Here is a 21,741-nt window from a genome sequence, read left to right on the forward strand (position 1 = left end):
GTTGTCGCTGGTGCTGGCCGCGCCGGTGGTGGTGTACGCGGGCTGGCCGTTCCACAAGGCGGCCTGGACCAACCTGCGGCACGGCGCCGCCACCATGGACACGCTGATCTCGATCGGCACGCTGGCCGCCCTCGGCTGGTCGCTGTGGGCGCTGTTCTTCGGCACGGCCGGCACGCCGGGCATGACGCACCCGTTCGCGTTCACCATCGAGCGCACCGACGGCTCCGGAAACATCTATCTGGAGGCCGCGGCGGGCGTTACCGCGTTCATCCTGGCAGGACGCTACTTCGAGGCCCGCTCCAAGCGACGGGCGGGCGCCGCGCTCCGTGCACTGCTGGAGCTGGGCGCCAAGGACGTGGAGCTGGCCGACGGCCGCCGCGTCCCGGTCGAGCAGCTCAAGACGGGCGACCGCTTCATCGTCCGGCCCGGCGAGAAGATCGCCACCGACGGCGTGATCGAGGAGGGCACCTCGGCCGTCGACGCCTCGATGCTGACCGGCGAGTCCGTGCCGGTCGAGGTGGCGCCCGGCGACGCCGTCACGGGCGCCACGGTGAACGCGGGTGGCCGCCTGATCGTCAAGGCGACCCGGGTCGGCGCCGACACCCAGCTGGCGCAGATGGCCAGGCTGGTGGAGGAGGCGCAGACCGGCAAGGCGCAGGTGCAGCGGCTGGCCGACCGGATCTCCGGCATTTTCGTCCCCATTGTGATCGCGCTGGCCATCGGCACGCTCGGTTTCTGGCTCGGCACCGGCGACGGTGTGGGAGCGGCGTTCACGGCGGCGGTCGCGGTGCTGATCATCGCTTGCCCGTGCGCGCTGGGCCTGGCCACGCCGACGGCGCTGCTGGTCGGCACCGGCAGGGGTGCCCAGCTCGGCATCCTGATCAAGGGTCCCGAGGTGCTGGAGTCCACCCGCAGGATCGACACGATCGTCCTGGACAAGACCGGCACGGTCACCGAGGGCAAGATGACCCTCACCGACGTGCACCTGGCAGAGGGCGAAAGCGAATCTGAGGTGCTGCGACTGGCGGGCGCGCTCGAGCACGCCTCCGAACACCCGATCGCCCAGGCCATCGCCAAGGGTGCCGCGGCCCGCGTCGGCGAGCTGCCCTCCCCCGAGGACTTCGCCAACGTCGAAGGGCTGGGCGTGCAGGGCATCGTTGACGGGCACGCGGTCCTGGTCGGCCGGCCCCGGTTGCTGGAGGAGTGGTCGCAGCACCTCTCGCCCGAGCTGGAGCGGTCCTTGCACGCCGCCCAGGCGGCCGGCCGTACGGCGGTCGCCGTGGGCTGGGACGGTCAGGCGCGGGCGGTGCTCGTGGTGGCCGACGTGGTCAAACCGACCAGCAAGGAGGCCATCGAACGGTTCCGCGCGCTCGGCCTCACCCCGGTGCTGCTGACCGGCGACAACGAGTCCGTGGCCAGGACCGTGGCGGCCGAGGTGGGCATCGACGAGGTGATCGCCGAAGTGCTGCCCGCCGACAAGGTGGACGTGGTCAAGGAGCTGCAGAGCGAGGGCAAGGTCGTGGCCATGGTGGGCGACGGGGTCAACGACGCCGCCGCGCTCGCCCAGGCCGACCTGGGCCTGGCGATGGGCACCGGCACCGACGCCGCCATCGAGGCCTCCGACCTCACCCTGGTCCGCGGTGATCTCCGGGTGGCGGCAGACGCCATCCGGCTGTCTCGCCGCACCCTGGCGACGATCAAGGGCAACCTGTTCTGGGCCTTCGCCTACAACGTCGCCGCCCTGCCGCTGGCCGCGCTCGGCCTGCTCAACCCGATGATCGCGGGCGGCGCGATGGCGTTCTCCAGCGTCTTCGTGGTCAGCAACAGCCTGCGGCTACGCCGCTTCAAGTAACCACGAGTGGGATGGCTCCGAGCCGGCACCGGCTCGGAGCCATCGGCGTGAAGAGGGGGACGGACCGGCCAGGCTGCGGTTGGCGATCCTGGGCACGCGCCGCAGGCGCCCTTACCCCGGGTAGCTCGGGCTCGTCCATCGGCCTTCGAGGAAACGGGGAGAGACATGACCCTGCACGTAGCCGAGATGCTTTCCACTTACCCCAAGGATCTGGGCCGCGTCGATCAGGCGCGCCTCACCGCCTGCATCGAAGCCTGCGTGCGCTGTGCCCAGGCATGTACGGCCTGTGCGGATGCCTGTCTCAGCGAGGACATGGTCGCCGAGTTGACCAAGTGCGTTCGCACTGACCTCGACTGCGCTGACATCTGCGAGACCACGGCCCGTGTTCTCTCTCGGCACACCGGATACGACGCCAACATGACGCGGGCCATCCTCGAAGCCTGTGCGCAGGCATGCAAGGCGTGCGGGGACGAGTGCGCGCAGCACACCCAGCACCGCCACTGCGCCGTCTGCGCCGAGGCATGCCGCGCCTGCGAACGCGCCTGCCGCAGCCTCTTGGGCGCACTTGGCTGAATGCCTCGCCTAGCTCGGGCAGCGCTTCTCGAGAACCGTCAGATTCTTGAGTTCATGACGCTGCGTCGGCTCGCCCAGGACGTGAGCGATACGCGCAAGCTTCCCCTCAGGGAGGGCGTTCTTCCTGGCGATCGGCGAGCGGCCGGTGGCACTGTGCCAGGCGATGAGCAGCCTCCCCTGTGGCCGGGTCACCCGGCACAACTCCTGGATGCCTGCCTCCAGATCCGGCCACATCGCCACGTTGTTCACCGACACCACGACGTCGAAGCTGTCGTCGGGAAGGCCCGTTTCCGCGGCGGTGCCAAGCCGCAGTGCGACGTCGCGCCCGCGGTTGTGCCGGGCCGCCTGACGCAGCATGTCAGGCGAGGGGTCGATACCGCAGATGCGCTCGGCCTCGATGTGCCGCAGCAGGCCGCCCGGCCCGCATCCGACTTCCAGCACGCTGTCCTGTTGGCCGATGAGCGTCACGAGTTCGCGCGGATCGTTGAGCCACAGCATGAGTCGCCCCACCAGACGCCCGAGTACTCCTTGCGGAAGGGCGAACGGGGAGCGGATCGGTTTGTCATACGCCCAGGACTGAATCTCCTTGATGGCCATGCCTCCAGGTTCGCGGTTCAAGTCGGGTTGAAGTCAAATGGACATATGGAGCTCATCCCGATCGGTGAGGCCGCCCGCCGCCTCCACCTCAACGCCTCCGCCCTGAGGTACTACGAGGAACGCGGCCTGGTGCGGCCGGCGGCTCGCCACGCCGGCAAGCGGATGTACGGGCACACCGAGTTGCGCCGCCTCGCGCTGGTCGCTTTGATGCAGCGGCTCGGAGTCTCGTTGGACACCGCGGCCGCTGTCATGGACGAGTCGGGCGAGCAGTGGCGATCGGTGGTGCGGGAGCAGATCAGCGAACTGGACGCCCTGATCGAGCGAGCCCAGAGGGCCAGGAAGTTCCTCTCGGCAGCGCTGACCTGCCCCGCTGACCATCCCACGAGCGAGTGCCCGCACCTGATCGGCGTTCTGGACCGGCTGTACACCGGCGGAACGTTCGAGGAGCTGAGGGCGTTCAGGGGGACGCGGCGGTTCGCGCCCCACGACCACTAGGTTCAGGTGGTGCGGGGCAGTTCGACTCCTGCCTGGCGTCAGGCGGCCTGGGTGAGGCCGGAGCAGTCGTAGGAGCCCGGGCCGGTGCCGCCGTATCGGTACGGCTTGCCCACCTGGGCGAAGGCGAACCGGAGAGCCACGAGGGCGTTGCCCGAAGCGGGACCGGCGTACTCGATGCCCGGGCTGTCGGGGCTTGCTGCTGAGCTCGGCGTTGAGGGTCGAGCGCTGGCCGGACATGCAGGTTCCGGCGTTGTTCGTGGCCTTGATCGCGGGCGTCGCGCACGGCAACGGCGCCTTCGATGCGGCTGCCCGGATCGGGGAGGCCATCGTCGGATTCATCAAGACGCGGTAACGGCAGCCGTTCCAGGGAACATATGGCCAGGTCGGCCCCGGGTCGACTCGCAGGTTGATGTGCTGAAATCGGGGGGTTCAGCGGTCATGAGCAGCAATACAAGAGCTGTACACGGCGTCTTTCTGGTCGCTTCCGTGGCGGCGGGAACGCTCGTCCTCGCCGCCTGTGGCGGCAACACGGCGGTCCAGGACATGGCGGCCGGATCCAGAGCCGCACCGGTCGCCACCACGGCGACCGCTCGGCCGAGCGCCGAGTTCAACGACGCCGACGTGCGGTTCGCGCAGATGATGATCGCACACCATCAGCAGGCCATTCAGATGGCCGAGCTGGCCTCGACGCGAGCATCGAGCACCGAGGTCAAGAACCTGGCGGAGAAGATCAAGGCATCCCAGCAGCCGGAGATCGAGACGATGCAAGGCTGGCTGAAGGCTTGGGGGAAGCCGATGCCGACCGGCCAAATGGGGCATGAGATGCCGGGCGGGATGTCCGACGCGGACATGCAGAAACTGGAAAAAGCGCAGGGCGGCGCCTTCGACAAGCGGTTTCTCAAGATGATGATCGTTCATCACAAGGGAGCGATCACCATGGCCCGCGCCGAGCGGAAGCGCGGAGAGAATCCGCAGGCGAAACAGCTGGCCGAGAAGATCATCACCGACCAGCAGGCCGAGGTGGAGCAGATGCGGAAGATGCTGGAGCGGCTCCGATAAGGAACGGCTCTGTCCGGCCCGTAAGCGGTTACGCGGTGGTGCGGCTCGCACGGGTCCCGTGCGAGCCGCAGCGAAGATCAGCGGACGTAAGCGACCATGATGCCCATGGCGCCGTCGTCGCCGGTCGGGTGGTTGTAGGTGGCGTGGACGCGGATCTGGTCCAGGAAGCCGAAGGTGAGATCGGGCTGGCAGGAACTGAAGTCGGAGACGCTGCCCATGTACTCGTCGAGGGTGGCGTTCGGATGTCCGGTGCTGGTGACCGTGTTGGCGCTCGCAGGATGCCCGGCGGTGCCTGGGCCTGGACCGGCAGGGGCGAACATGGAGTCGGGGGCGTAGCCGGAGACGGAGACGCAGGAGTAGCGCCTGCGGGTGACGTTCTCCAGGGAGACCGCGATGGAGTAGTCGTGGGCGTGGCCGCCGACGGCCACGAGCGTGCCACTGCGCAGGACGGTGGTGCTCCAGTGCAGGTCGGAGTAGCCGGCGGGGATGGGGCGTTCGGAGTCGTCGCACTGGTCGACGTCCAGCCAGATGGGATCGACCTTGGTAGCGCTTCGCGTCCAGCTGAAGGTGAATTTGAACTCGACGCTGATGGGCTCCGGGTTCATGTTCATCAGGTGGTAGATGAGCCCCCACCGGTCGCCGGACTTGACCTGGTAGCCGTAGTTTCCCGCGGCGTACAGGCGGTTGAGCGTGCGCTCGTTGCCCGCCGCGAAGAAGCGTTCGTTGCCGCCCTGGATCAGGCCTAGCTGATTGATGCGTTTGGTCAGTCCCGGCGGGCACGTGGAGTCCGGGCGGCTGAAGTTGACCAGGACGACGTGGTGCAGCATGCCGCCGGTCATCATGTTGACGCCGGTGTCGGTGCCCGCGAACACGAGGTCGGGCATGATGCCGGTGAGGTAGCAGTCCTCGCACGGTTTGGTGATGTTCAGCGTCCGGCAGCTGGTGAACAGGCCGATCAGCGGGTTGCAGGGTCCGTTGACGGCGACCTGGTTGACCACCTCACCGGGCATGTCATCGCTCTGGGCGGCGGGGATGGGGATCGGTCCCCAGCGGACGGTGGTGACGTTCTGGTCGGCCGGTGGATCCCAGGCAGGCGGTTCGTAGGCGGCATGGGCCGCGCTCGGTAACAGGGCCGCCATCAGTACGACGGCGGCGGGCAGCGCCGTCAGGCGCAGCCATCTCAGCGGTCTTCGCACGTGTGTGCTCCCTTCGCCTCAGATAAGTGCGGCGCCGGGCGTGGGGTCGTCCGGCGGGGGTGCCAGACCGGTGGTGATGAGGGTCAGGATGAAGGTCTTGATCTGTTCGCGGGTGTAGGTGTCCTTGTGGGCCAGCCAGAAGGCGGCGGTGTTCTGGATGAGCGTGATGATCGCGTGCGCGGTCAGCTGGGGGTCGTCCTGGCGGAGCTCTCCGCGGTGCATGGCCTGCTCCAGGACCGGGCGCAGGTCGTTGGCGTGCTGCTCGATGGCCCACGTCGCCAGCGATCCTGCCGTGGTCTGCACGTTGCCGGCCTCGAGGAAGTGCAGGAAGCCGGGCTCGGTCTGGGCGACGAAGTCGAGGTAGATGTCCAGGGCTCGGGCGAGTGGCTGAGGGTCCGCGTACGCCTCCCGGAGCCGGGCCTGGAGGTGTTCGGTGAAGGTGACGACGAGACTGACGAACAGGTCGTCCTTGCCCTCGAAGTACAGGTAGAACGTACCGACCGACAATCCTGCCTGCCTGGCGAGGTCCTCGATGCGCAGGGCGGGCCAGCCGTCCCGCTGGATGATCTCGATCGCGGCACGCAACAGGCGACGGCGGACCTCGGGATTGGCCACCCCGAGACGCCTGCGCTCCGAACGCTTACGGGGGAGGGGCTTGATCTCCATGCGGGACCTCGCTGCTCGCTGAATGAAGTTTGATTCATCAGCGGAGGATGTCAAGGGCCCCTGCTGGAGAGCCGGTCAGTCGATGTCGAGCCAGCCGAACCGGGCCGCCCGTACGCCTGTCTGGAAGCGCTGCTGATCGGACAGCGGGCCCGCGAACGAGCCGGAGGTGCGGGCCGCCATGGAAGCGGTCGGCTGCGACGTCGTGGAAACGTGACCTACCGCGTGGTGAACCGGGACTGTCACACGCGGACGTGCGGCGGTGGGTCGGAGGAGATGCGCTCGGCCAGCATGGCCTGGAAGTGTGGGCAACTGGGCAGGTCCTCGTGTTCGCAGTCCAGCGCGCAGTCGATGAGCTCGAGCGAGGCCTGGGCCTCGGCGATGCGGCGGGCGAGCTCAGCCCGCTGACGCACCAGGATGCCGCGCCGTTCCGCGGGATCGGACGTCGTGATCATCTCGCGAACGTCGTCCAGGCTGAATCCGGCCTCCTTGGCGCGCAGGATCGCCGCCACGCGATAGAGATCGTCGGTGCCGTATCGGCGCCGGTCCCCGCCGATACGGGCCGGCGCGAGCAGGCCCATCGCCTCCCAGTGCCGCAGGACGTGCGTGGCCAGGCCGAACCGGGCCGCGATGTCCCCGATGCTCATCATGACACTTGACTTCATGTCGACATTAAGTCGCATGCTGGCTGCCATGTCCAAATCGACGACGACATCTGATCACATGGAATCGCTCATCCGGATGCTGGACGCGGCCGACGCCCTGCCGGGTGCTGCCGCGCTGCGTGCCAGGTCCTATGAACTGCTCGACCTTCCGGCCGGCGCGGGCGTGGTGGACGTAGGCTGCGGCGCCGGCCGGGCGGTGGCCGACCTGTCGGAACGGGGTGCGCGGGCCATCGGTGTGGACCTCAGCGAGCAGATGATCGCGGCGGCCCGCCACCGCCGGCCGGACGCCGACTTCCGCCTGGGTGACGCCTGCGATCTGCCGATCGAGGACGGCACAGTGGCCGGGTACCGGGCGGACAAGGTCTTCCACGACCTCTCCGACGCGGGGAGAGCGCTGGCGGAGGCCATGCGAGTGCTCGTGCCCGGCGGGCGGATCGTCCTCGTCGGCCAGGACTGGGACGCCTTCCTCATCGACTCCGACGACCCGGCGCTCACGCGCACCATCGTGCACGCCCGCGCCGACCAGACGGCCAACCCCCGCGCCGCCCGCCGCTACCGCAATCTGCTGCTCGACGCCGGGTTCGAGGACGTCGCCGTGGAAATCCACACCGGCGTCTTCACCGATGCCACCATGCTCCCCATGCTCACCGGGATTGCCGAGGCCGCCCGCGTCGGGGGAGCCATCACCGCCGAACAGGAGTCGGCCTGGGCTGCTGAGCAGAGCGAGCGCGCCCGGGCCGGCCGCATGTTCCTGGCCCTGCCGATCTTCGTGGCTTCTGCCCGACGGCCCTGAGCTCGCGGCAGTTCGGCCGGTCGGCCGCCCGTCTTCGACCGCGAGACACATCTTCCTCCGGCTCCGTTCGATGAGCCAAACGAAGGCTTGGGCGGCGGCCAGCAGCCCGAACAGCCCGGCGGCTATCAGGCAGGTGATCCGCCTGGACCACCCCGAGCAGGCCGAATCATCCGGCCGCCTCGGCCGGAGCGGTCACCGTGGTGCAGCGGGTCCAGCTTCGCGCCTCCGCCTCTGCCGGGTGGGCGAGCACGGCAGGCTCGGGTGACGGTTCGCCGTCGAGGTCGTGGTGGGTGCAGTAGGCGTCGTTGAAGACGGTGTCGAAATAGCGCTGCGGCCCGTCGGGGAAGATTGCCGCGATCTTGGTGTCGGGATGTTCGGTTCTGGCGAGCCAGGAGGCGACCAGCGCGACGGCGCCCACGCTCCAGCCACCGGTGGCGTAACGCCCGGCCGCCAGGCGGCGGCAGGCCCATACCGCCTCGGCGGGCGCCACCCAGTGGACCTCGCTGAAGTCCTGGTAGCGGACGTTGCGCGGGTAGATGCTGCTGCCCAGGCCGCGCATCAGACGGGGGCGGGCGGGCTGGCCGAAGATGGTCGAGCCGATCGTGTCCACGCCGACCAGACGTACTCCGGGGCTGAGCCGCCGGAGCGTCCGGTAGATGCCCGCGCTGTGCCCGCCGGTGCCGACGCTGCACACCAGCACGTCCACCTGGCCGAGCTGCTCTACCAGCTCGCGCGCGAGCATGTCGTAGGCGCCCACGTTGTCCGGGTTGTGGTACTGGTCCGGGCAGTAGGAGCCCGGATGCTCGGCGAGGAGCGCGCGGACGCGTTCTCGTCTGGCCTCTTGCCAGCCACCGGTGGGGTGCGGGTCTGCGACGGTCTCGACGCGTGTCCCGTACGCGCTGAGCAGCCGGTGCATGATCTGCTCCATGCCGGGGTCGCTGACCAGGATGACCGGATGCCCGTAGGCGATCCCGGCCAGGGCAAGGCCGAGGCCCAGTGTGCCGCTGGTGGACTCGATGATCGTGGCTCCTCGGCGCAGCTCGCCGCGGCAGCGGGCCTGACCGATCATGTGCAGCGCCGGGCGGTCCTTGATGCCGCCGGGGTTGTGGCCTTCGAGCTTGGCCCAGAAGCCGCGCCCGTGCCCGCCCCACAGCTCGGGAATCCACAGCACGGGCGTACCGCCGGCGAGGGCGGCAAGAGACGAACGGCCGGCCCACATGCGGGCAGGCTGACGCTGATGAATGGTGTTCATGGTGATGGGTCCTCGCCACAGTCACAGGTGTCAGGGTGTACGGCAGGCGCGGCCGAACCGGCGCACGCCGGGCGCGGCTATACCCGTGACACGCAGACGGCTGTGAGCAGGGCGGCCCCCGACCGCGGCGCACCGGCCGACGACCGAGAAACGGGGAAGTCTTCCTGACCCGGTGGAGTGGTGCCGCTCGGTCTCGATCCGGAGGGGAGGGTCATCACCGGGGCGGACTGGGTGGTGGGCTTCTCACACGACGCCGCGTGGTGGTCGTCGTCATCTCCGGGATCCACCGGCACGCTGGAGTCATGAGCGACGCGGTGTTGGTGGCCACTGGGCAGGCCGCCATGCGCGTGCGGCCCGAAACCGCAGAGCAGGAGATGGAATGTGACGGTGATCGCAAGCACCATGAGCCACCAGCTGCTTTCGCGGCTCGTGGGATGCATGATGCGGATCACAGGGAGCAGCGTATCTCACGCTATGTATATCTATAGTCTGCTCTGTGTAATCACTTTTTGCATATGAGACGCGGTTCGGCGTCATAGACCGTGTGGAAGCGCTGCTTGCGCACGACCTTCCCGTTCTGCTTGAAGATGCGCCACACGTCGATGGCGAAGCCTTCCGCGCCGTCCATGGGGATGCACTCAGGGTCGGAGTCGGTGAGGGTTCGAATGGGTTTGACGTTGTAGCGCTCGGAGCTTTGCGATTCGATGTCGTATCGCTTGGTGCTCCAGAACTGCACGGTGACGGAGGTGTCCGTGTACGACGCCTTGATCAGCACGCCATAGGGGGAGTCGTTGCGCCAACGGAAATCCGGCTGGGGATAGGAGACCGTGGACTCCCGCCCGGCCGGGTAGCGAGAGATGTAGTACTGGTGTGCCCTGTGCTGGACGTCCTGCAAGCCGCCGAAGAAGACCGCGTTGAACATGGTGGTGGCGAACTGCGACACCCCGCCGCCGACGTCGTTGACGAATCGGTTGTTGAGGATCATCGGCGCCTCGACGAAGCCGCGGGCCTTATCTCGCTTGCCGACCACGCCGTTGAGCGAGAACGTCTCGCCGGGCTGCACCACGTGACCATCCACGATGTCGGCGATGCGGTGGATGTTGGTCACGCGGGGAGCGCAGCACGGGTACTTGGTGGTGTACGAGCTGACCCGCTCCTTGACGCCGAACTTCGTTGCCTCGGCCGTGGTCACGCGCGGCTCGCGCTTGGCGACGGGCAGCTCGACCCGGTGGCTCCCCGCCGCCACCGCCTTGGAGATCGCCGGGCCCAACGCCTTCATGTCGGCGCCCCGGCCGGCGCGGGCGGGGATGACCCTCGGCCTGCCATTGACGATCTTGAAGGACGCGTCTTTCGGTGGGCTCGCCACCAGCGCCTTGGCCACATTTGAGGCGATCTTGGAGGTGTCGACAGACGGACGCAGTCCGCCGTTGCCGTCGGAGACGAAGCGCAGTCCGGCGGCCAGTTGCTCCCGGGACACGGTGGCCTGCTCGCCGCCGCTGGTGATAGTGAGCGGGGCGGCGATTGCGGTGCGGGCGGTGGTCGCGGCGACGCGCCGGACTTCGCCCGCGGTGAGAGTGGGGGGCGTCAGCCGGACATCCAGTTCGACCGAGGTACGACCGGCTTCGAATGCCGCCCGCACTGCTCCGGCCGCACCGTTGAGATCCAGCGTGCTTCCGGGCTTCGGCAGCACCATCCGTGGTTCCAGCCCTTGGTAGCTGATGCCACCCTCTGCCACCTTCGTGGTGACACTTTTGGCCAGGTCGGCGAGTCCGGAGCGGAGCCGTTGCCCGTCCAGTGTGATCTTGGGTGCGATCTGGCGGCTGCCGAAGAGGGAGCGGGCGATGCCCGTAGGAGTGATAGCGTCGGCGATCGCCGCCTCGACGGTGGCCCGGGTGTCGACGCGGAGCCCGAGTTCGGCAGGTGTGACCTGCTCGCGCTTGTTCGCGGCGATCACCGTCAGGGGCTGCTCCAGCCGCCTGCCCAGCTCCTTCTCGAGGCGCGCACGGGCGGTCTCCGGAGGGAGCCCGCCGATGTCCACGCCTGCCACCCGCGTGCCCGGAGGAACCTTCCCGGCCAACGCGATCGCTGGCACCGCATAGGCGAGCACCACGACGAGGACGACGGCGGCCGGAATGAGCGTACGCCGCGAGCGCAGCACACTCATGCCCGCACGGGGCGGAAGGCGACGGTTAGGCCGTCGCGTGCTCATGAAGCCGCAGGGCGGAAGACCACAGTGAAGTCGTCACCGCCGTTCCGGGACTCGTAGACCGTGCCGTCCTCGGTGGTGGCCAGCAATCGGTTGCCGTCAACGGCGGCGAACGCGGTGGCCTGGCCTGGTAGCGCGCCGCGCGCCTGCCAGGTACGTCCGGCGTCCTTGCTGGTGCGCACCCGGCCGTCGGCGTCGGTGCCCACCAGCACTCCCTCGGAAGGCGAGTCGACGTGGCTGAGCAGCGGCGCATCTTCGACATCTGCGAAGCCGGTGCCGCCGTCCGTGCTGACCCGCAGGCCGCCCTGCGTGGTCGCGTAGACGCGGTTCGGCTCGGCGGCGCTCGCGGCCAGGTCGATGACGTCCTCTGCGGCTCCTGGCGTCCACGTTCTGCCGCCATCGATGCTCGACCTCACCCGCCTCGTCTGGCTGTCATAGGCGTAGAGCTTGTCTCCTGCGGGCTGTAGGGCATGAAAATCGGCGGTACCGCCTTCGGACACGGTGGTCCATGTACGGCCCGCGTCGGTGCTGCGGATGAGGCCCAGGTGCGGACTGCCGGCCTGCGGATCGCCGGGATGGCCACTGGCCAGGAATGTTCCTGGCCCCGTGACGGTGAACCCCATGTGGTCTTGGATCCGGCCCGCCACCCGCTCGGCGGTCTCCATCGACTTGACCTTGAACAGCCCGAAGTGGCCCGCGATGTAGACGGCTCCATCGGCCGGGTCGACGCCGAGACCGTGAACGTGGCCGATCCCCGGATCGTCAGGGCCAGGAGCCGCGGAAGGCTGGGACTGCCCACATCCCGACGCCGTGAATGCCAAGGTGGCGAGGGTCGCGGCTGCGGCGAGAAGTCGGGGATGGCGCATAGCGCGGAGTCTACTAGTCGTTATAGTAGCTGGTGGCATCTGTGCAGCGACGGCGAAGAAACCAAAGTGATCTTCGCTCTGTCAGATACGCGACAGTTCGTAGACTGGCCGGGTGCCGAAGCTGTGGAACGAGACGATCGAGGCGCACCGCCGTACCGTGCATGACGCGATCCTGGACGCCACCGTCGAGCTGGTGCGGGAACGTGGGCTGCTGGCGGTGACGATGTCGCAGATCGCCGAGAAGACCGGCATCGGCCGCGCGACGCTCTACAAGTACTTCCCCGACGTCGAGGCGATCCTGCTGGCCTGGCACGGTCGCATGGTCGCCGCACACCTGGAGCACCTCGCCCAAGCCGCTCAGGGCGAGAGCAAGGTCGGACGGCGGCTCGAGACCATGCTGGAGACGTACGCTCTGATGCACCAGCGAATGGCACGGCACGGATTCGCCCCCGATCTCGTCGCGCTCCTGCACCGATCCGAGGACGTCGGCCAGGCCCAGCAGCAGTTGCATGCCATGCTGCGCGACGCGCTGGCCGACGCCGCCCGGGCCGGTCAGATCCGTGCGGACGTGCCGGCGGACGAACTGGCCATGTTCTGCCTGCATGCTCTGCAGGCGGCCACCACCCTGCCCTCCGAGGACGCCGTCCAGCGGCTCGTCGCGCTCACCTTGGCAGGGCTGAGAGAGAGCTGAGCCGAGACAGGCGAGCCACGACGGCTTCCATCTGGCGGTCGCGGATCTTCAGCGGGCCCTGGAGGAGGCACGGCGGCGCCGGAGGTGGGCGGCGACGAGAACCCCTTTCGCCAGGACCATCACCAGGACGATCCCCAGCACGGCGTCCGCGCCCAAGCCCGCCCAGTGCGGGACCGTCAGCACGCCGGCGGCCAGCCCCACATGCAGGGCAACGGCCAGGACGGCGGCCGATGTCAGCACGAGTGCGGTGTGGCGCCTCCTGCCTGGTGGGGCGGGAACGTCGCCGGTGGTTCCGTCGGGGCCGTGCCAGTCCACAGTCAGGTCGTCGCGGCGGCCCATTCTGGCGATGTTCCTGGTGAGAAGGGCTTTGATGCGCTGCAGCCGTTCCTCGTCCACGGCCTCGACGTGCAGCGTCAATGCCTCCGGGGTGGCACGTAGGGTGCAGGTGCCCCAGTCGAGGCTGATGGTTCCATCCGTCTCCGACCACTCGGCCTCGACGTTCCTGGGCCGCTCGCCGCCCATGTGGGGGCCGCGGTTGGCGTGGGTGGGGAAGCCGTGGCCCATCTGGCCGGCGTGGCGGCATAGCTGGACGAGGTAGCGGCTGGCCCGGTCGGTTGTGATGTGCGCTTCGGCGGTCGGCATCGCGGTCCTTTCGAGTGGTCAGATTCTGGTGAGGGCGGCGAGCCAGGCCAGGACACCGTCGGGGATGGCGGTGTTGTCGATGGTGGCGGCCTGGATCGAGTCGAGCTTCCAACCGTCGGCGAACGCGTCCGCGATCTCCTCCCGCGTGACGCGTCGCGGCCCGTACTGGCCTTCGCCGGGCTGCTGATCGCTGAAGCACAGGAGGAAGAGACGGCCGCCCGGCCTGACGACTGAGCGCAGACTCTCCACGTACAGGGGCCGTTCCTCGTCGCCGAAGATGTGGAAAACCAGGGAGTCCAGCACGGTGTCGAAGGACTCGCCGAGCTCGGCCAGCCTCAGCACGTCGTGTCGAAGAAAACGCACGGTGAGTCCCCGTTCGCGCGCCTTTTCCCCGGCGCGATCGATCGCTTTGGGGGCCAGATCGACACCCGTGGCGTCCAGGCCCAGTGCGGCGCACATGAGGGCGTGCTCGCCGGTGCCGCAGCCGACGTCCAGGACCTGACCCTGGATGGCGCCGGCCTGGGCGAGGTCGAGGAACGCCGGTTGCGGGCGGCCGATGTCCCAGGGGAGCGGGCCGCTGTAGAGCTCCTCCTGCGGCCCGTGTGGCGTATCAGTCATGGGCATGTCGTTTCATCTCTCTCATGAGCATCGTGTATTTGATATATACACTATGTCTCGCAAAATCATAGAGTCTTGACGAGGAGTCCACACCGCATGAGCACTCTTGAAGTCCCGGGCGCCCACCTCTACTACGAGATCCACGGCAGCGGCCCTCTGATGGTCCTGATCACTGGAGCGCCCGGCGTGGCCGACGTCTACCGAGCGGTCATCCCGCACCTGACCGCGCAGCACACCATCGCCGTCTACGACCGCCGCGGCTTCTCTCGCAGCCACCTCGACGGCCCGCAGGACTACGACCGCCGCTTGGAAACCGACGCCGACGACGTACGGCACCTGATCGAGCACCTGGACGCCGGACCGGCGACCGTCTTCGGCGCCAGCTCCGGGGCCACCGTCGCTCTGGAACTCCTCGCCCGCCACCCGTCCGTCGTGCGCGCGCTCATCCCGTACGAGCCGCCCGCGCTGCGGCTGCTCCCCGACGGCGACACGTGGACGGACTTCTTCTCCGAGGTCTACGACCCTATACCTACGGGAAGGGATCGAGCCGGCGATGAAGACGTTCCGAGAGCGGACGTTCGCGCCATCGGATCACCAGCACATGGCCCGCGCCCCCAGGAACGACGCCAATGCCGCCTACTGGTTCGAGCACGAGCTACGCCAGTACCCGCCCGCCGCCCTGGATCTCGCCGCACTCGCCCCGCACGCCGACCGCGTCATCCCCGCGGCCGGCCGCCGATCCCAGGGGCGCCCGTGCTACGAGGCGACCATGGAGCTGGGCAGGCGCCTGGTCAGGGACGTGGTCGAGCTACCCGGCGGGCACATCGGCTTCATCACCGACGCCCCCGCGTTCGCCGCAGAGCTCATGGGCACCCTCGCCCACGTCGCACCCTAAGCCGAGAGACGGCTCAGAGGATCCCCGGCTCGTCCGAGCAACGTACCCCTGCACGATTTTCGCCATGAACAGATTTCGTCCAGATGATGGACTCCCACCACAACGGCGCCAGGGCGGCGCGATCGCGACCATGCGCGTCAGGTGTACTGGTAGCCGAGGAGGGTCATCATGCCGGATTCGGCGTGGTAGATGTTGTGACAGTGGATCATCCAGAGCCCCGGATTGTCCGCGTCGAACTCCACATCCAGGCTGCCGTTCGGCAGGACGATGGCGGTGTCCTTGCGGATGCCACCATCCGCCAGGGCGAACGTGTGGCCGTGCAGGTGCATGGGGTGCCACATCGTGGTCCGGTTGACGAACGACAGCCTGACGCGTTCGCCTGACCGCACCGGGTAGATCGTTTTGGGGTCGTATTTCTTGCCGTTGATCGCCCAGTCGTAGGCCATCATGCTGCCGGTGAGTTCCAGCCTTATGGTGCGGTCCGGCTTCTTGGGTGCCAGCCGTACCTGGTCGGCGGGGCGGAGCTTGGCGTAGCGGACGACGTCGCCGTCCAACTCGCGAGGGCGCAGGCCCGCCTTGGGCGCCGACGCGCCGCCACTGGTACGGATCAGGCCACGGGCCAGAGCATTCTTAGCTTCGGCCAGCGCAACGAGCGGGAAGACGCCGTCTTTGAGGGTGACCAGCACGTCGTAGCGTTCCCCCATGCCGATCAGCAGCGCGTCGGTCTCGGCGTGCTGCACGGGAAAGCCGTCGGTATGAGTCACGATCATCCGGTGCCCGGCCAGGGCCACGCGGAAGGCGGTGTCGCCGCCCGCGTTGATGATCCGGATGCGCAGCCGCGTACCCGGCTTGGCGCGGAAGGTCTCGGGGGTGGCGGCGATGCGCCCGTTGAGCAGGAAGTGCGGATAATGCACATCACCCGCGTCACCGCCTAGCAGCAGACTGGTGGCGCCCATGAGCATGTGCTTTGGCGGGCCGTTGGAGGGGGCAGGCGTGGCGCCGTGGTCCATACCCGGCATGGTGGTGGCCGTACCGGCGCCGTGATCCATGCCCATGCTCATACCGCGGGACAGCTCTGCCAGCACCTCGTCGGGCGTGCCGGTGACCCCGTCCAGCCAGTCGTCGAGCACCACGATCCACTCGGCGTCGTAACCCAGCGGCTCCCGGGGGTCCTCCACGATCAGCGGTGCGTACAGGCCACGGTCCAACTGTGTCCCGGAGTGGGGGTGGAACCAGTAGGTGCCAGGATCGGGCGCGGTGAATTCGTAGACGAACTCGGCCCCTGCGGCGACGGGCTCCTGTGTCACCCCAGGCACGCCGTCGGCATTGTTGCGCAGTGCCAGGCCGTGCCAGTGGATGCTGGTGTCCCGGGGCAGCTGGTTGGTCAGGCGGGCGCGGATCACCTCGCCGGCCCGCACCCGGATCGGGGCACCGGGGATCCTGCCGTCATATGCCCAAGTGCGTACGGATATGCCGCCGAGGTCCACCCGGCTCTCCGTGGCGGTCAGACGGAAGTCGCGGACCGCCCCTGTGCGGCGAGCCCGTTCCGCGGCCCGCACCTGCTCGCTGGTCGGCGTGATGAACGCAGGAACGGCGGGGGACTTGTCGGCGCAAGCGGTGAGAGTGGCCCCGCCCAGGACGCCGAGTCCGGCCCGGAGCAGGGTGCGTCGATCGATCTGCATGGTTGTTGCCTCGCTGAAGGTCGTACTCACGGTTGGACAGCGGGCGGACCCAAGACTGGGGCGCGCAGGACCCAGAGGTCCGCATCCGGTGTCTAGGTCCGCAGTACGACCGTTCGCGTCAGGAGGAGCGCGGCAGGCGGCCCGCGAAGCGATCCGGCGACGAGCCGGCGCAGGCGTGAACGATGCCTGGACTGAGCGTCGAACAGGCTCGCCAGATGCAGCAACGGCAGCGCGAGCAGGATCAGCGTCGCCAGGATGGCCAGGCAGACAGAGGCGATGTCGTGGTTTTCGCTCGGCGCTTCACCACCCTGGTGGGATGCAGAGTGGCCGCCCTCGGCATGGATCGTGCCGGCGGCCACAGGCATGGGCGCATCGTGGCCGTCGAGGTGGCCAAGAGTGTGCATAGCGGCGAGGCCCAGTGCGAGGAGTACGGCGAGCAGCAGCGTTGGCAGCAGGTCCGCCACCCGCCTGTCTCTTCTCGGCCTCACGCCCAGAGCATACGCCACGTTCACTATGACCCATCGTAGTGTCGAAGAGGCGGCAGTATCACAGCTCGCCGACCACGGCTTGCGTTCCGTAGCGTTGATCCAGCTTGCCGATCTTCCAGTAGACGCTAGGCATCACCAGGCGAGGCCGGGGCGGCGGCCCCGCCGGAGAGGTCTGGCATCGAGTAGGCCCATCCGAGCCTGGAAGCGGATGATCAAGTTCGGCGGGTCGAAGGATACTACGGTCGCTCGTAGTTTCCCGACTATCCTGCGCGGGCTCGGTCGGTCCTTTTCGGATGCGGCACAAATGGCACACTTCGGTTTGTCCGAAAGTTACCCCTAAGGGGTACTTGACGGAATGCAGCGGCTGGAGGGACCGTAGACGGGACGGCTGTACCCCCCAGAGGTATGAAGGGTCTACGCCATGATCCGCTCCTCACTCCCTATCGTCCTGATCGCCGCTGTCGCCGGATGCGGGTCCGGCCAAGCCCAGAGTGATCTCCTCCAACGAGTCAAGACCGCAGGCGTCATCCGGGTGGCGCAGACCCAGGCCAACCCGCCCTGGAACTTCCTGGAGAACGGCAAGCCCGTCGGCTATGACGTGGACGTGGCCAACGAACTGGCCAAACGGCTCGGGATCGCCAAGGTCGAATTCGTCCCTTCGAACTTCCAGAGCTTCATCGCCGGGGTCCAGGCGGGGAGGTTCGACGCGGTGATCTCGGGCCAGACCATCACCGAGGAGCGGAAGAAGCAGGTCGACTTCTCCCGCCCCTACGAGGTCAACGGCATTTCGATCTTCGTTGCGGCCGGGTCGGGCATCGGCGGTCTGGCCGACCTGAACGGCAAGAAGGTGGCGGTCACCGCGGGCACGACCCAGGCCGCGTTCGCCAAGAAGTCGATCCCGGGCGCCGACATCAAGACCTACGACAACGCCACGCTGGGCCTGACCGAGGTGGCCAGGAGCAGGGCAGACGCCGCGCTGGTCTCCCGCTTCCAGGGCGCCTTCCTGGCTCAGAAGAACGCCCTCACGGTGAAGCCGGCGGGTCCGCTGCTGGAGTCCGAAGTCAACGGCATCTCCTTCGCCAAGGGCTCGGCCACCTTCAAGCAGGCCGTGGACAAGGCCCTGGGCGACATGATCTCCGACGGGACGCTGAGCGCGATCTCGAAGAAGTGGCTCGGCGGCCTCGACATGGCCGAACAGCTCAAGGGGGTCTGATGGACCTCCTGATCGACTTCCTGCCCGACCTGCTCACCGGTCTCGGCGTCACGATCGTGCTGGGCGTGGTCTCGTTCATCCTCGGGAGCGTGGTGGGCGCCCTGGTGACGCTCGCCCGCATCTCGTCCAGCCGCGCGCTGCGGGCACTGGCCGCCGCCTACGTGTCGGTGTTCCGGGGAACGCCACTGCTCATCCAGATCATGATCATCTACTTCGGGCTGCCGCAGCTCGGCCTCGAGATCCCGCCCATTCCCTCCGCGATCATCGCCTTCACCCTGTTCAGCGCCGCGTACCTGAGCGAGAACTTCCGTGCCGGGGTGCTCGGCGTGGACCGCGGCCAGTGGGAGGCAGCGGCCTCGATGGCCATGCCGTACGGGAAGACCCTGCGCCGGATCATCTTCCCGCAGGCGATCAGGATCGCGACCCCCGCCGTGGGGAGCAGGTTCGTCGCGCTGATGAAGGACACCTCGCTCGCCTCGGCGGTCACCGTCGTCGAACTGACCCGGGTGGCCGAGGGCATCGGCACCTCGACCTTCCGCTACATGGAGGCACTGCTGCTGGTCGGGTTCCTGTACTGGCTGGTCAACACGCTGCTGCAGGTCGGCCAGCAGGCGCTGGAACGGCGGATGAGGAGGGCGTACGCATGATCGTCAGCGTTCGCGGCTTGCGGAAGCGCTTCGGGGACCTGGAGGTGCTCAAGGGCGTCGACCTCGACGTGGAGCGGGGCGAGGTGGTCGTGGTCATGGGTCCGTCCGGCTCCGGCAAGACCACGCTGATCCGCTGCCTGAACCTGCTCGAGGAGCCGGAGGCCGGCACGGTCAGCGTCTGCGGCACCGAGCTGGCCTGCGGCGGGCGCCACCCGGCCGGGCAGGTTCGGCAGCTGCGTCGCCGTACTGCCATGGTCTTCCAGCAGTTCAACCTGTTCCCGCACCTGACTGCCCTGCAGAACGTCATGGAAGGTCCGGTTTCCGTACGTCGGGTCCCGCGCGCCCAGGCGGCAGCCCGAGGGCGGGAACTGCTGGCCCGGGTAGGGCTGGCGGACAAGTGCGACTGCTATCCGGCGAAGCTGTCGGGCGGGCAGAAGCAGCGGGTCGCGATCGCCCGGGCGCTGGCCATGGAGCCCGAGGTGATCCTGTTCGACGAGCCGACCTCGGCGCTCGACCCCGAGTTGCACGCGGAGGTGCTCCAGGTGATGCGCGAGCTCGCGCGAGAAGGGATGACGATGGTGGTGGTGACGCACGAGACCGCGTTCGCTCGGGAGGTGGCCGACCGGGTCGTGTTCATGGACGGTGGCACGGTGATCGAGGAAGGGCCGCCATCGCGGTTCTTCACCACGCCCGATCATCCGCGGGTCCGGGCCTTCCTGCGGCTGGTGGCATCATGATCGATGTCGCGGCGGCCCGGGCCCTGACGCCCGGTGCCGGAAAGGTCGCTCATTTCAACAACGCGGGGTCCGCGTTGCCGTCGAGCGGTGTGCTGTCCACCGTGATCGACCACTTGCGGCTGGAAGCGGAAATAGGCGGATACGAGGCGGCAGCGAAGGCCGCCGATCGGCTCGCCGAGGTCTACGCCTCGGCGGCCCGCCTGCTGAACTGCGCCCCGGACGAAGTCGCCCTCGTCGACAGCGCGACCCGCGCGTGGGACCTGGCCTTCTACGCGGTGCCGTGGCAGGCCGGCGACCGCATCCTCACCAGCAAGGCGGAGTACGCCAGCAACTTCATCGCCTACCTCCAGGTCGCCGAGCGCTTCGGGGTACAGGTGGACGTGGTGCCCAACGACGGGCTCGGCCAGATCTCCGTCGACGCGCTGCGCCGGATGGCCGATGAACGCGTACGACTGATCTCGCTCACGCACATCCCGACCAACGGCGGCCTGGTCAACCCGGCGGCCGAGGTGGGCAAAGTGGCCGCGGAGGCCGGCGCGCTGTTCCTGCTGGACGCCTGCCAGTCGGTCGGCCAGCTCCCGATCGACGTCGAGCTGATCGGCTGCGACCTGCTGTCAACCACCGGCCGCAAGTACCTGCGTGCCCCACGCGGCACAGGCCTGCTCTACGTGCGCCAGACGGCGCTCGACCGGCTCGACCCGCCCTTCCTGGACCTGCACGGCGCCCGCTGGGTGGCGCCTTCGCGCTTCGAGGTGCAGCCGGGCGCGCGGCGCTTCGAGAACTGGGAGTACGGTGTCGCCGCACGACTCGGCCTCGGCGCGGCCATCGACGAGGCGCTCGGCTGGGGGCTCGAGAACATCCGGGATCGGGTCTACGCGCTGGCGGACCACCTGCGGGAGCGGCTGACGGAACTCCCCGGCTGCCAGGTGCGCGACCAAGGAGCCGAGCGGTGCGGCATCGTCACCTTCACCCTGGACGGCACGCCCGCGGACGAGGTCCAGGCGCGACTGGCCGCTCAGTCGATCAACGTCAGCGTTTCGCGCACGCCGTCGACGCGGCTCGACATGACGGACCGCGGCCTGGGAGAGCTGGTACGCGCCTCTGTGCACTACTACAACACGGAGGAGGAAATCGCCCAGGTCTGTGCAGCCTTGCACCAATGGTGAGCGCTATCCATAGAAGGATTGCGAGTCTGTGACAGTTTGTGCGCGACATGCGTCACGGCGTGGTGACTCGCCACCGGCCGGCCTGGGGGTGACTGGAAGCCGGCCTCGGCCGCACAGATCTTCGTAGAGACGACCCTGATCAGCGTACGGAGAGGAAGCTCAGGAAGTCCGCTTGACATCAGCGCTCGAGGTCACCAGCCTAGTTCGGCGCAGCCGGCCTGGTCGGAGGGTTCGACCTGCAGAGTGGCGTGGGCAATCCCATGGCGCCGGCGCTCATCGGCGTGAACATCAAGGACGACAAGGCGGTCAAGTACAACGACCTGCAGCAGGCGATCACCAAGGTGCGCGATGGGCGCCAGCCTGCGCTGGGCCTGGCGCACCCTCACCTCGATGCGGACCGCGCTGGTGCTGCTGTTGCTGCTCGCACTCGCCTCGCTGCCCGGGTCTCTGGTCCCGCAGCACGGGGTCTCCGATGCGATGGCGGCCCAGCACTACGCCGACAACCCGCAACTGGCGACCTGGCTGGACCGTCTGTGGCTGTACGGCGTCTTCCGGGCGCCCTGGCTCGCCGCCGTTTATCTGCTGCTGTTCACGTCCTTGATCGGATGCGTGATTCCCCGCACCTGGGCGCACCTGCGCGAGCTGCGGCGCCGGCCGCCCGCGCCGCCTCGGCATCTGGCCGGGCTGCCGCACCACGCCGAGATCTCCGCTTTGTGCTGCATCTGATCCGCCGCGGCAGACGCGC

At 68.4% G+C, this 21,741-nt stretch carries 24 protein-coding genes and 2 pseudogenes; 14 read left to right on the forward strand and 12 right to left on the reverse strand.

The genetic code is table 11. The annotated features are described in order from the left end of the window. Both AB0J64_RS37785 and AB0J64_RS37790 read left to right on the forward strand, forming a co-directional pair. Window positions 1-1,852: copper-translocating P-type ATPase (locus tag AB0J64_RS37785; protein ID WP_364038361.1), on the forward strand; the 1,852-nt coding region annotated here is incomplete at its 5' end. A 165-nt stretch (window positions 1,853-2,017) separates the two neighbouring features. After that, a complete protein-coding gene (locus AB0J64_RS37790; protein WP_364038364.1) occupies window positions 2,018-2,425 on the forward strand; it encodes a four-helix bundle copper-binding protein in 408 nt (135 codons plus the stop codon). A 9-nt stretch (window positions 2,426-2,434) separates the two neighbouring features. Here AB0J64_RS37790 and AB0J64_RS37795 read toward each other — a convergent pair whose 3' ends face one another. Next, window positions 2,435-3,022 (reverse strand): class I SAM-dependent methyltransferase, encoded by a 588-nt coding sequence (locus AB0J64_RS37795; RefSeq protein WP_364038367.1) that lies wholly within the window; start codon window positions 3,020-3,022, stop codon window positions 2,435-2,437. A 45-nt stretch (window positions 3,023-3,067) separates the two neighbouring features. Here AB0J64_RS37795 and AB0J64_RS37800 point away from each other — a divergent pair, with 45 nt between their 5' ends. Further along, window positions 3,068-3,517, forward strand: coding sequence for a MerR family transcriptional regulator (locus tag AB0J64_RS37800; protein ID WP_364038370.1), 450 nt, complete (start codon window positions 3,068-3,070; stop codon window positions 3,515-3,517). Between the two features lie 41 nt (window positions 3,518-3,558). Here AB0J64_RS37800 and AB0J64_RS37805 read toward each other — a convergent pair. Next, window positions 3,559-3,687, reverse strand: a pseudogene (locus AB0J64_RS37805) (NlpC/P60 family protein); the annotation flags it as partial. A 23-nt stretch (window positions 3,688-3,710) separates the two neighbouring features. Here AB0J64_RS37805 and AB0J64_RS37810 point away from each other — a divergent pair. Continuing rightward, entirely contained in the window at window positions 3,711-3,869 is a 159-nt protein-coding gene (locus AB0J64_RS37810) for a hypothetical protein (RefSeq protein ID WP_364038373.1), read from the forward strand. An 86-nt stretch (window positions 3,870-3,955) separates the two neighbouring features. Next, complete coding sequence (locus tag AB0J64_RS37815) at window positions 3,956-4,576, forward strand: DUF305 domain-containing protein (RefSeq protein WP_364038376.1); 621 nt, start codon at window positions 3,956-3,958, stop codon at window positions 4,574-4,576. A 77-nt stretch (window positions 4,577-4,653) separates the two neighbouring features. Here AB0J64_RS37815 and AB0J64_RS37820 read toward each other — a convergent pair whose 3' ends face one another. The 3 genes from AB0J64_RS37820 to AB0J64_RS37830 all read right to left on the reverse strand — a co-directional run bounded on the left by AB0J64_RS37820 (window position 4,654) and on the right by AB0J64_RS37830 (window position 7,100). Further along, window positions 4,654-5,772: a hypothetical protein gene (locus AB0J64_RS37820; protein ID WP_364038379.1), complete on the reverse strand. Its 1,119-nt coding sequence runs from the start codon at window positions 5,770-5,772 to the stop codon at window positions 4,654-4,656. A gap of 18 nt (window positions 5,773-5,790) precedes the next feature. After that, entirely contained in the window at window positions 5,791-6,438 is a 648-nt protein-coding gene (locus AB0J64_RS37825) for a TetR/AcrR family transcriptional regulator (protein ID WP_364038382.1), read from the reverse strand. A 239-nt stretch (window positions 6,439-6,677) separates the two neighbouring features. Continuing rightward, window positions 6,678-7,100, reverse strand: a complete 423-nt coding sequence (locus AB0J64_RS37830) for a MerR family transcriptional regulator (protein WP_364038385.1) — start codon at window positions 7,098-7,100, stop codon at window positions 6,678-6,680. Between the two features lie 58 nt (window positions 7,101-7,158). On the opposite strand from AB0J64_RS37830, the gene AB0J64_RS37835 reads away from it, so the two are divergent. Continuing rightward, window positions 7,159-7,893, forward strand: a complete 735-nt coding sequence (locus AB0J64_RS37835) for a methyltransferase domain-containing protein (RefSeq protein ID WP_364038388.1) — start codon at window positions 7,159-7,161, stop codon at window positions 7,891-7,893. 166 nt (window positions 7,894-8,059) lie between these two features. On the opposite strand, the gene AB0J64_RS37840 is transcribed toward AB0J64_RS37835, so the two are convergent. The 3 genes from AB0J64_RS37840 to AB0J64_RS37850 form a co-directional block, all read right to left on the reverse strand. Further along, on the reverse strand, window positions 8,060-9,145 hold the full coding sequence (locus AB0J64_RS37840) for a PLP-dependent cysteine synthase family protein (protein ID WP_364038391.1): 1,086 nt from the start codon (window positions 9,143-9,145) through the stop codon (window positions 8,060-8,062). A 502-nt stretch (window positions 9,146-9,647) separates the two neighbouring features. Continuing rightward, window positions 9,648-11,099, reverse strand: a complete 1,452-nt coding sequence (locus AB0J64_RS37845; protein WP_364038394.1) for a VanW family protein — start codon at window positions 11,097-11,099, stop codon at window positions 9,648-9,650. 251 nt (window positions 11,100-11,350) lie between these two features. Beyond that, window positions 11,351-12,217 carry a F510_1955 family glycosylhydrolase gene (locus AB0J64_RS37850; protein ID WP_364038397.1) on the reverse strand — a complete coding sequence of 289 codons (867 nt, stop codon included), beginning with the start codon at window positions 12,215-12,217 and terminating at the stop codon, window positions 11,351-11,353. Between the two features lie 112 nt (window positions 12,218-12,329). Between AB0J64_RS37850 and AB0J64_RS37855 the strand changes: the two genes are divergently transcribed. Beyond that, entirely contained in the window at window positions 12,330-12,908 is a 579-nt protein-coding gene (locus AB0J64_RS37855) for a helix-turn-helix domain-containing protein (RefSeq protein ID WP_364038400.1), read from the forward strand. 48 nt (window positions 12,909-12,956) lie between these two features. Here the strand turns inward: AB0J64_RS37855 and AB0J64_RS37860 are convergent, their stop codons facing one another. After that, on the reverse strand, window positions 12,957-13,550 hold the full coding sequence (locus tag AB0J64_RS37860) for a DUF2218 domain-containing protein (protein WP_364038403.1): 594 nt from the start codon (window positions 13,548-13,550) through the stop codon (window positions 12,957-12,959). Between the two features lie 18 nt (window positions 13,551-13,568). Then, window positions 13,569-14,168 carry a class I SAM-dependent methyltransferase gene (locus AB0J64_RS37865; protein ID WP_364038406.1) on the reverse strand — a complete coding sequence of 200 codons (600 nt, stop codon included), beginning with the start codon at window positions 14,166-14,168 and terminating at the stop codon, window positions 13,569-13,571. A gap of 159 nt (window positions 14,169-14,327) precedes the next feature. Between AB0J64_RS37865 and AB0J64_RS37870 the strand changes: the two are divergent. After that, window positions 14,328-14,567, forward strand: a pseudogene (locus tag AB0J64_RS37870) (alpha/beta fold hydrolase); the annotation flags it as partial. Window positions 14,568-14,721: 154 nt separating this feature from the next. Beyond that, window positions 14,722-15,063 (forward strand): hypothetical protein, encoded by a 342-nt coding sequence (locus AB0J64_RS37875; protein ID WP_364038573.1) that lies wholly within the window; start codon window positions 14,722-14,724, stop codon window positions 15,061-15,063. 137 nt (window positions 15,064-15,200) lie between these two features. On the opposite strand, the gene AB0J64_RS37880 is transcribed toward AB0J64_RS37875, so the two are convergent. Together AB0J64_RS37880 and AB0J64_RS37885 are read right to left on the reverse strand one after the other, a co-directional pair. Then, window positions 15,201-16,745, reverse strand: coding sequence for a multicopper oxidase family protein (locus AB0J64_RS37880; RefSeq protein WP_364038409.1), 1,545 nt, complete (start codon window positions 16,743-16,745; stop codon window positions 15,201-15,203). 92 nt (window positions 16,746-16,837) lie between these two features. Then, entirely contained in the window at window positions 16,838-17,209 is a 372-nt protein-coding gene (locus AB0J64_RS37885; protein ID WP_364038412.1) for a hypothetical protein, read from the reverse strand. 445 nt (window positions 17,210-17,654) lie between these two features. Between AB0J64_RS37885 and AB0J64_RS37890 the strand changes: the two genes are divergently transcribed. The 5 genes from AB0J64_RS37890 to AB0J64_RS37910 all read left to right on the forward strand — a co-directional run bounded on the left by AB0J64_RS37890 (window position 17,655) and on the right by AB0J64_RS37910 (window position 21,722). Next, a complete protein-coding gene (locus AB0J64_RS37890; RefSeq protein ID WP_364038415.1) occupies window positions 17,655-18,446 on the forward strand; it encodes a transporter substrate-binding domain-containing protein in 792 nt (263 codons plus the stop codon). Beyond that, entirely contained in the window at window positions 18,446-19,093 is a 648-nt protein-coding gene (locus AB0J64_RS37895) for an amino acid ABC transporter permease (RefSeq protein ID WP_364038418.1), read from the forward strand. Before AB0J64_RS37890 ends, AB0J64_RS37895 begins: the two co-directional genes overlap by 1 nt. After that, window positions 19,090-19,830: an amino acid ABC transporter ATP-binding protein gene (locus AB0J64_RS37900; RefSeq protein ID WP_364038421.1), complete on the forward strand. Its 741-nt coding sequence runs from the start codon at window positions 19,090-19,092 to the stop codon at window positions 19,828-19,830. The genes AB0J64_RS37895 and AB0J64_RS37900 overlap by 4 nt, the downstream gene beginning before the upstream one ends. Then, on the forward strand, window positions 19,827-20,996 hold the full coding sequence (locus tag AB0J64_RS37905; protein ID WP_364038424.1) for an aminotransferase class V-fold PLP-dependent enzyme: 1,170 nt from the start codon (window positions 19,827-19,829) through the stop codon (window positions 20,994-20,996). Before AB0J64_RS37900 ends, AB0J64_RS37905 begins: the two co-directional genes overlap by 4 nt. A 348-nt stretch (window positions 20,997-21,344) precedes the next feature. Beyond that, on the forward strand, window positions 21,345-21,722 hold the full coding sequence (locus tag AB0J64_RS37910) for a cytochrome c biogenesis protein ResB (protein ID WP_364038427.1): 378 nt from the start codon (window positions 21,345-21,347) through the stop codon (window positions 21,720-21,722). Window positions 21,723-21,741: the final 19 nt, after the last annotated feature.

It is taken from the genome of Nonomuraea sp. NPDC049695 (assembly GCF_040674955.1).
Taxonomy (GTDB): domain Bacteria; phylum Actinomycetota; class Actinomycetes; order Streptosporangiales; family Streptosporangiaceae; genus Nonomuraea; species Nonomuraea helvata.

Coding starts and splice junctions, on each gene's coding strand:
- AB0J64_RS37865 (WP_364038406.1), bottom strand. CDS start 14,168: ATGACTGATACGCCACACGGGCCGCAGGAGGAGCTCTACAGCGGCCCG.
- AB0J64_RS37850 (WP_364038397.1), bottom strand. CDS start 12,217: ATGCGCCATCCCCGACTTCTCGCCGCAGCCGCGACCCTCGCCACCTTG.
- AB0J64_RS37880 (WP_364038409.1), bottom strand. CDS start 16,745: ATGCAGATCGATCGACGCACCCTGCTCCGGGCCGGACTCGGCGTCCTG.
- AB0J64_RS37905 (WP_364038424.1), top strand. CDS start 19,827: ATGATCGATGTCGCGGCGGCCCGGGCCCTGACGCCCGGTGCCGGAAAG.
- AB0J64_RS37875 (WP_364038573.1), top strand. CDS start 14,722: ATGAAGACGTTCCGAGAGCGGACGTTCGCGCCATCGGATCACCAGCAC.
- AB0J64_RS37900 (WP_364038421.1), top strand. CDS start 19,090: ATGATCGTCAGCGTTCGCGGCTTGCGGAAGCGCTTCGGGGACCTGGAG.
- AB0J64_RS37825 (WP_364038382.1), bottom strand. CDS start 6,438: ATGGAGATCAAGCCCCTCCCCCGTAAGCGTTCGGAGCGCAGGCGTCTC.
- AB0J64_RS37895 (WP_364038418.1), top strand. CDS start 18,446: ATGGACCTCCTGATCGACTTCCTGCCCGACCTGCTCACCGGTCTCGGC.
- AB0J64_RS37890 (WP_364038415.1), top strand. CDS start 17,655: ATGATCCGCTCCTCACTCCCTATCGTCCTGATCGCCGCTGTCGCCGGA.
- AB0J64_RS37800 (WP_364038370.1), top strand. CDS start 3,068: ATGGAGCTCATCCCGATCGGTGAGGCCGCCCGCCGCCTCCACCTCAAC.
- AB0J64_RS37830 (WP_364038385.1), bottom strand. CDS start 7,100: ATGAAGTCAAGTGTCATGATGAGCATCGGGGACATCGCGGCCCGGTTC.
- AB0J64_RS37910 (WP_364038427.1), top strand. CDS start 21,345: ATGGGCGCCAGCCTGCGCTGGGCCTGGCGCACCCTCACCTCGATGCGG.
- AB0J64_RS37840 (WP_364038391.1), bottom strand. CDS start 9,145: ATGAACACCATTCATCAGCGTCAGCCTGCCCGCATGTGGGCCGGCCGT.
- AB0J64_RS37835 (WP_364038388.1), top strand. CDS start 7,159: ATGGAATCGCTCATCCGGATGCTGGACGCGGCCGACGCCCTGCCGGGT.
- AB0J64_RS37795 (WP_364038367.1), bottom strand. CDS start 3,022: ATGGCCATCAAGGAGATTCAGTCCTGGGCGTATGACAAACCGATCCGC.
- AB0J64_RS37790 (WP_364038364.1), top strand. CDS start 2,018: ATGACCCTGCACGTAGCCGAGATGCTTTCCACTTACCCCAAGGATCTG.
- AB0J64_RS37860 (WP_364038403.1), bottom strand. CDS start 13,550: ATGCCGACCGCCGAAGCGCACATCACAACCGACCGGGCCAGCCGCTAC.
- AB0J64_RS37815 (WP_364038376.1), top strand. CDS start 3,956: ATGAGCAGCAATACAAGAGCTGTACACGGCGTCTTTCTGGTCGCTTCC.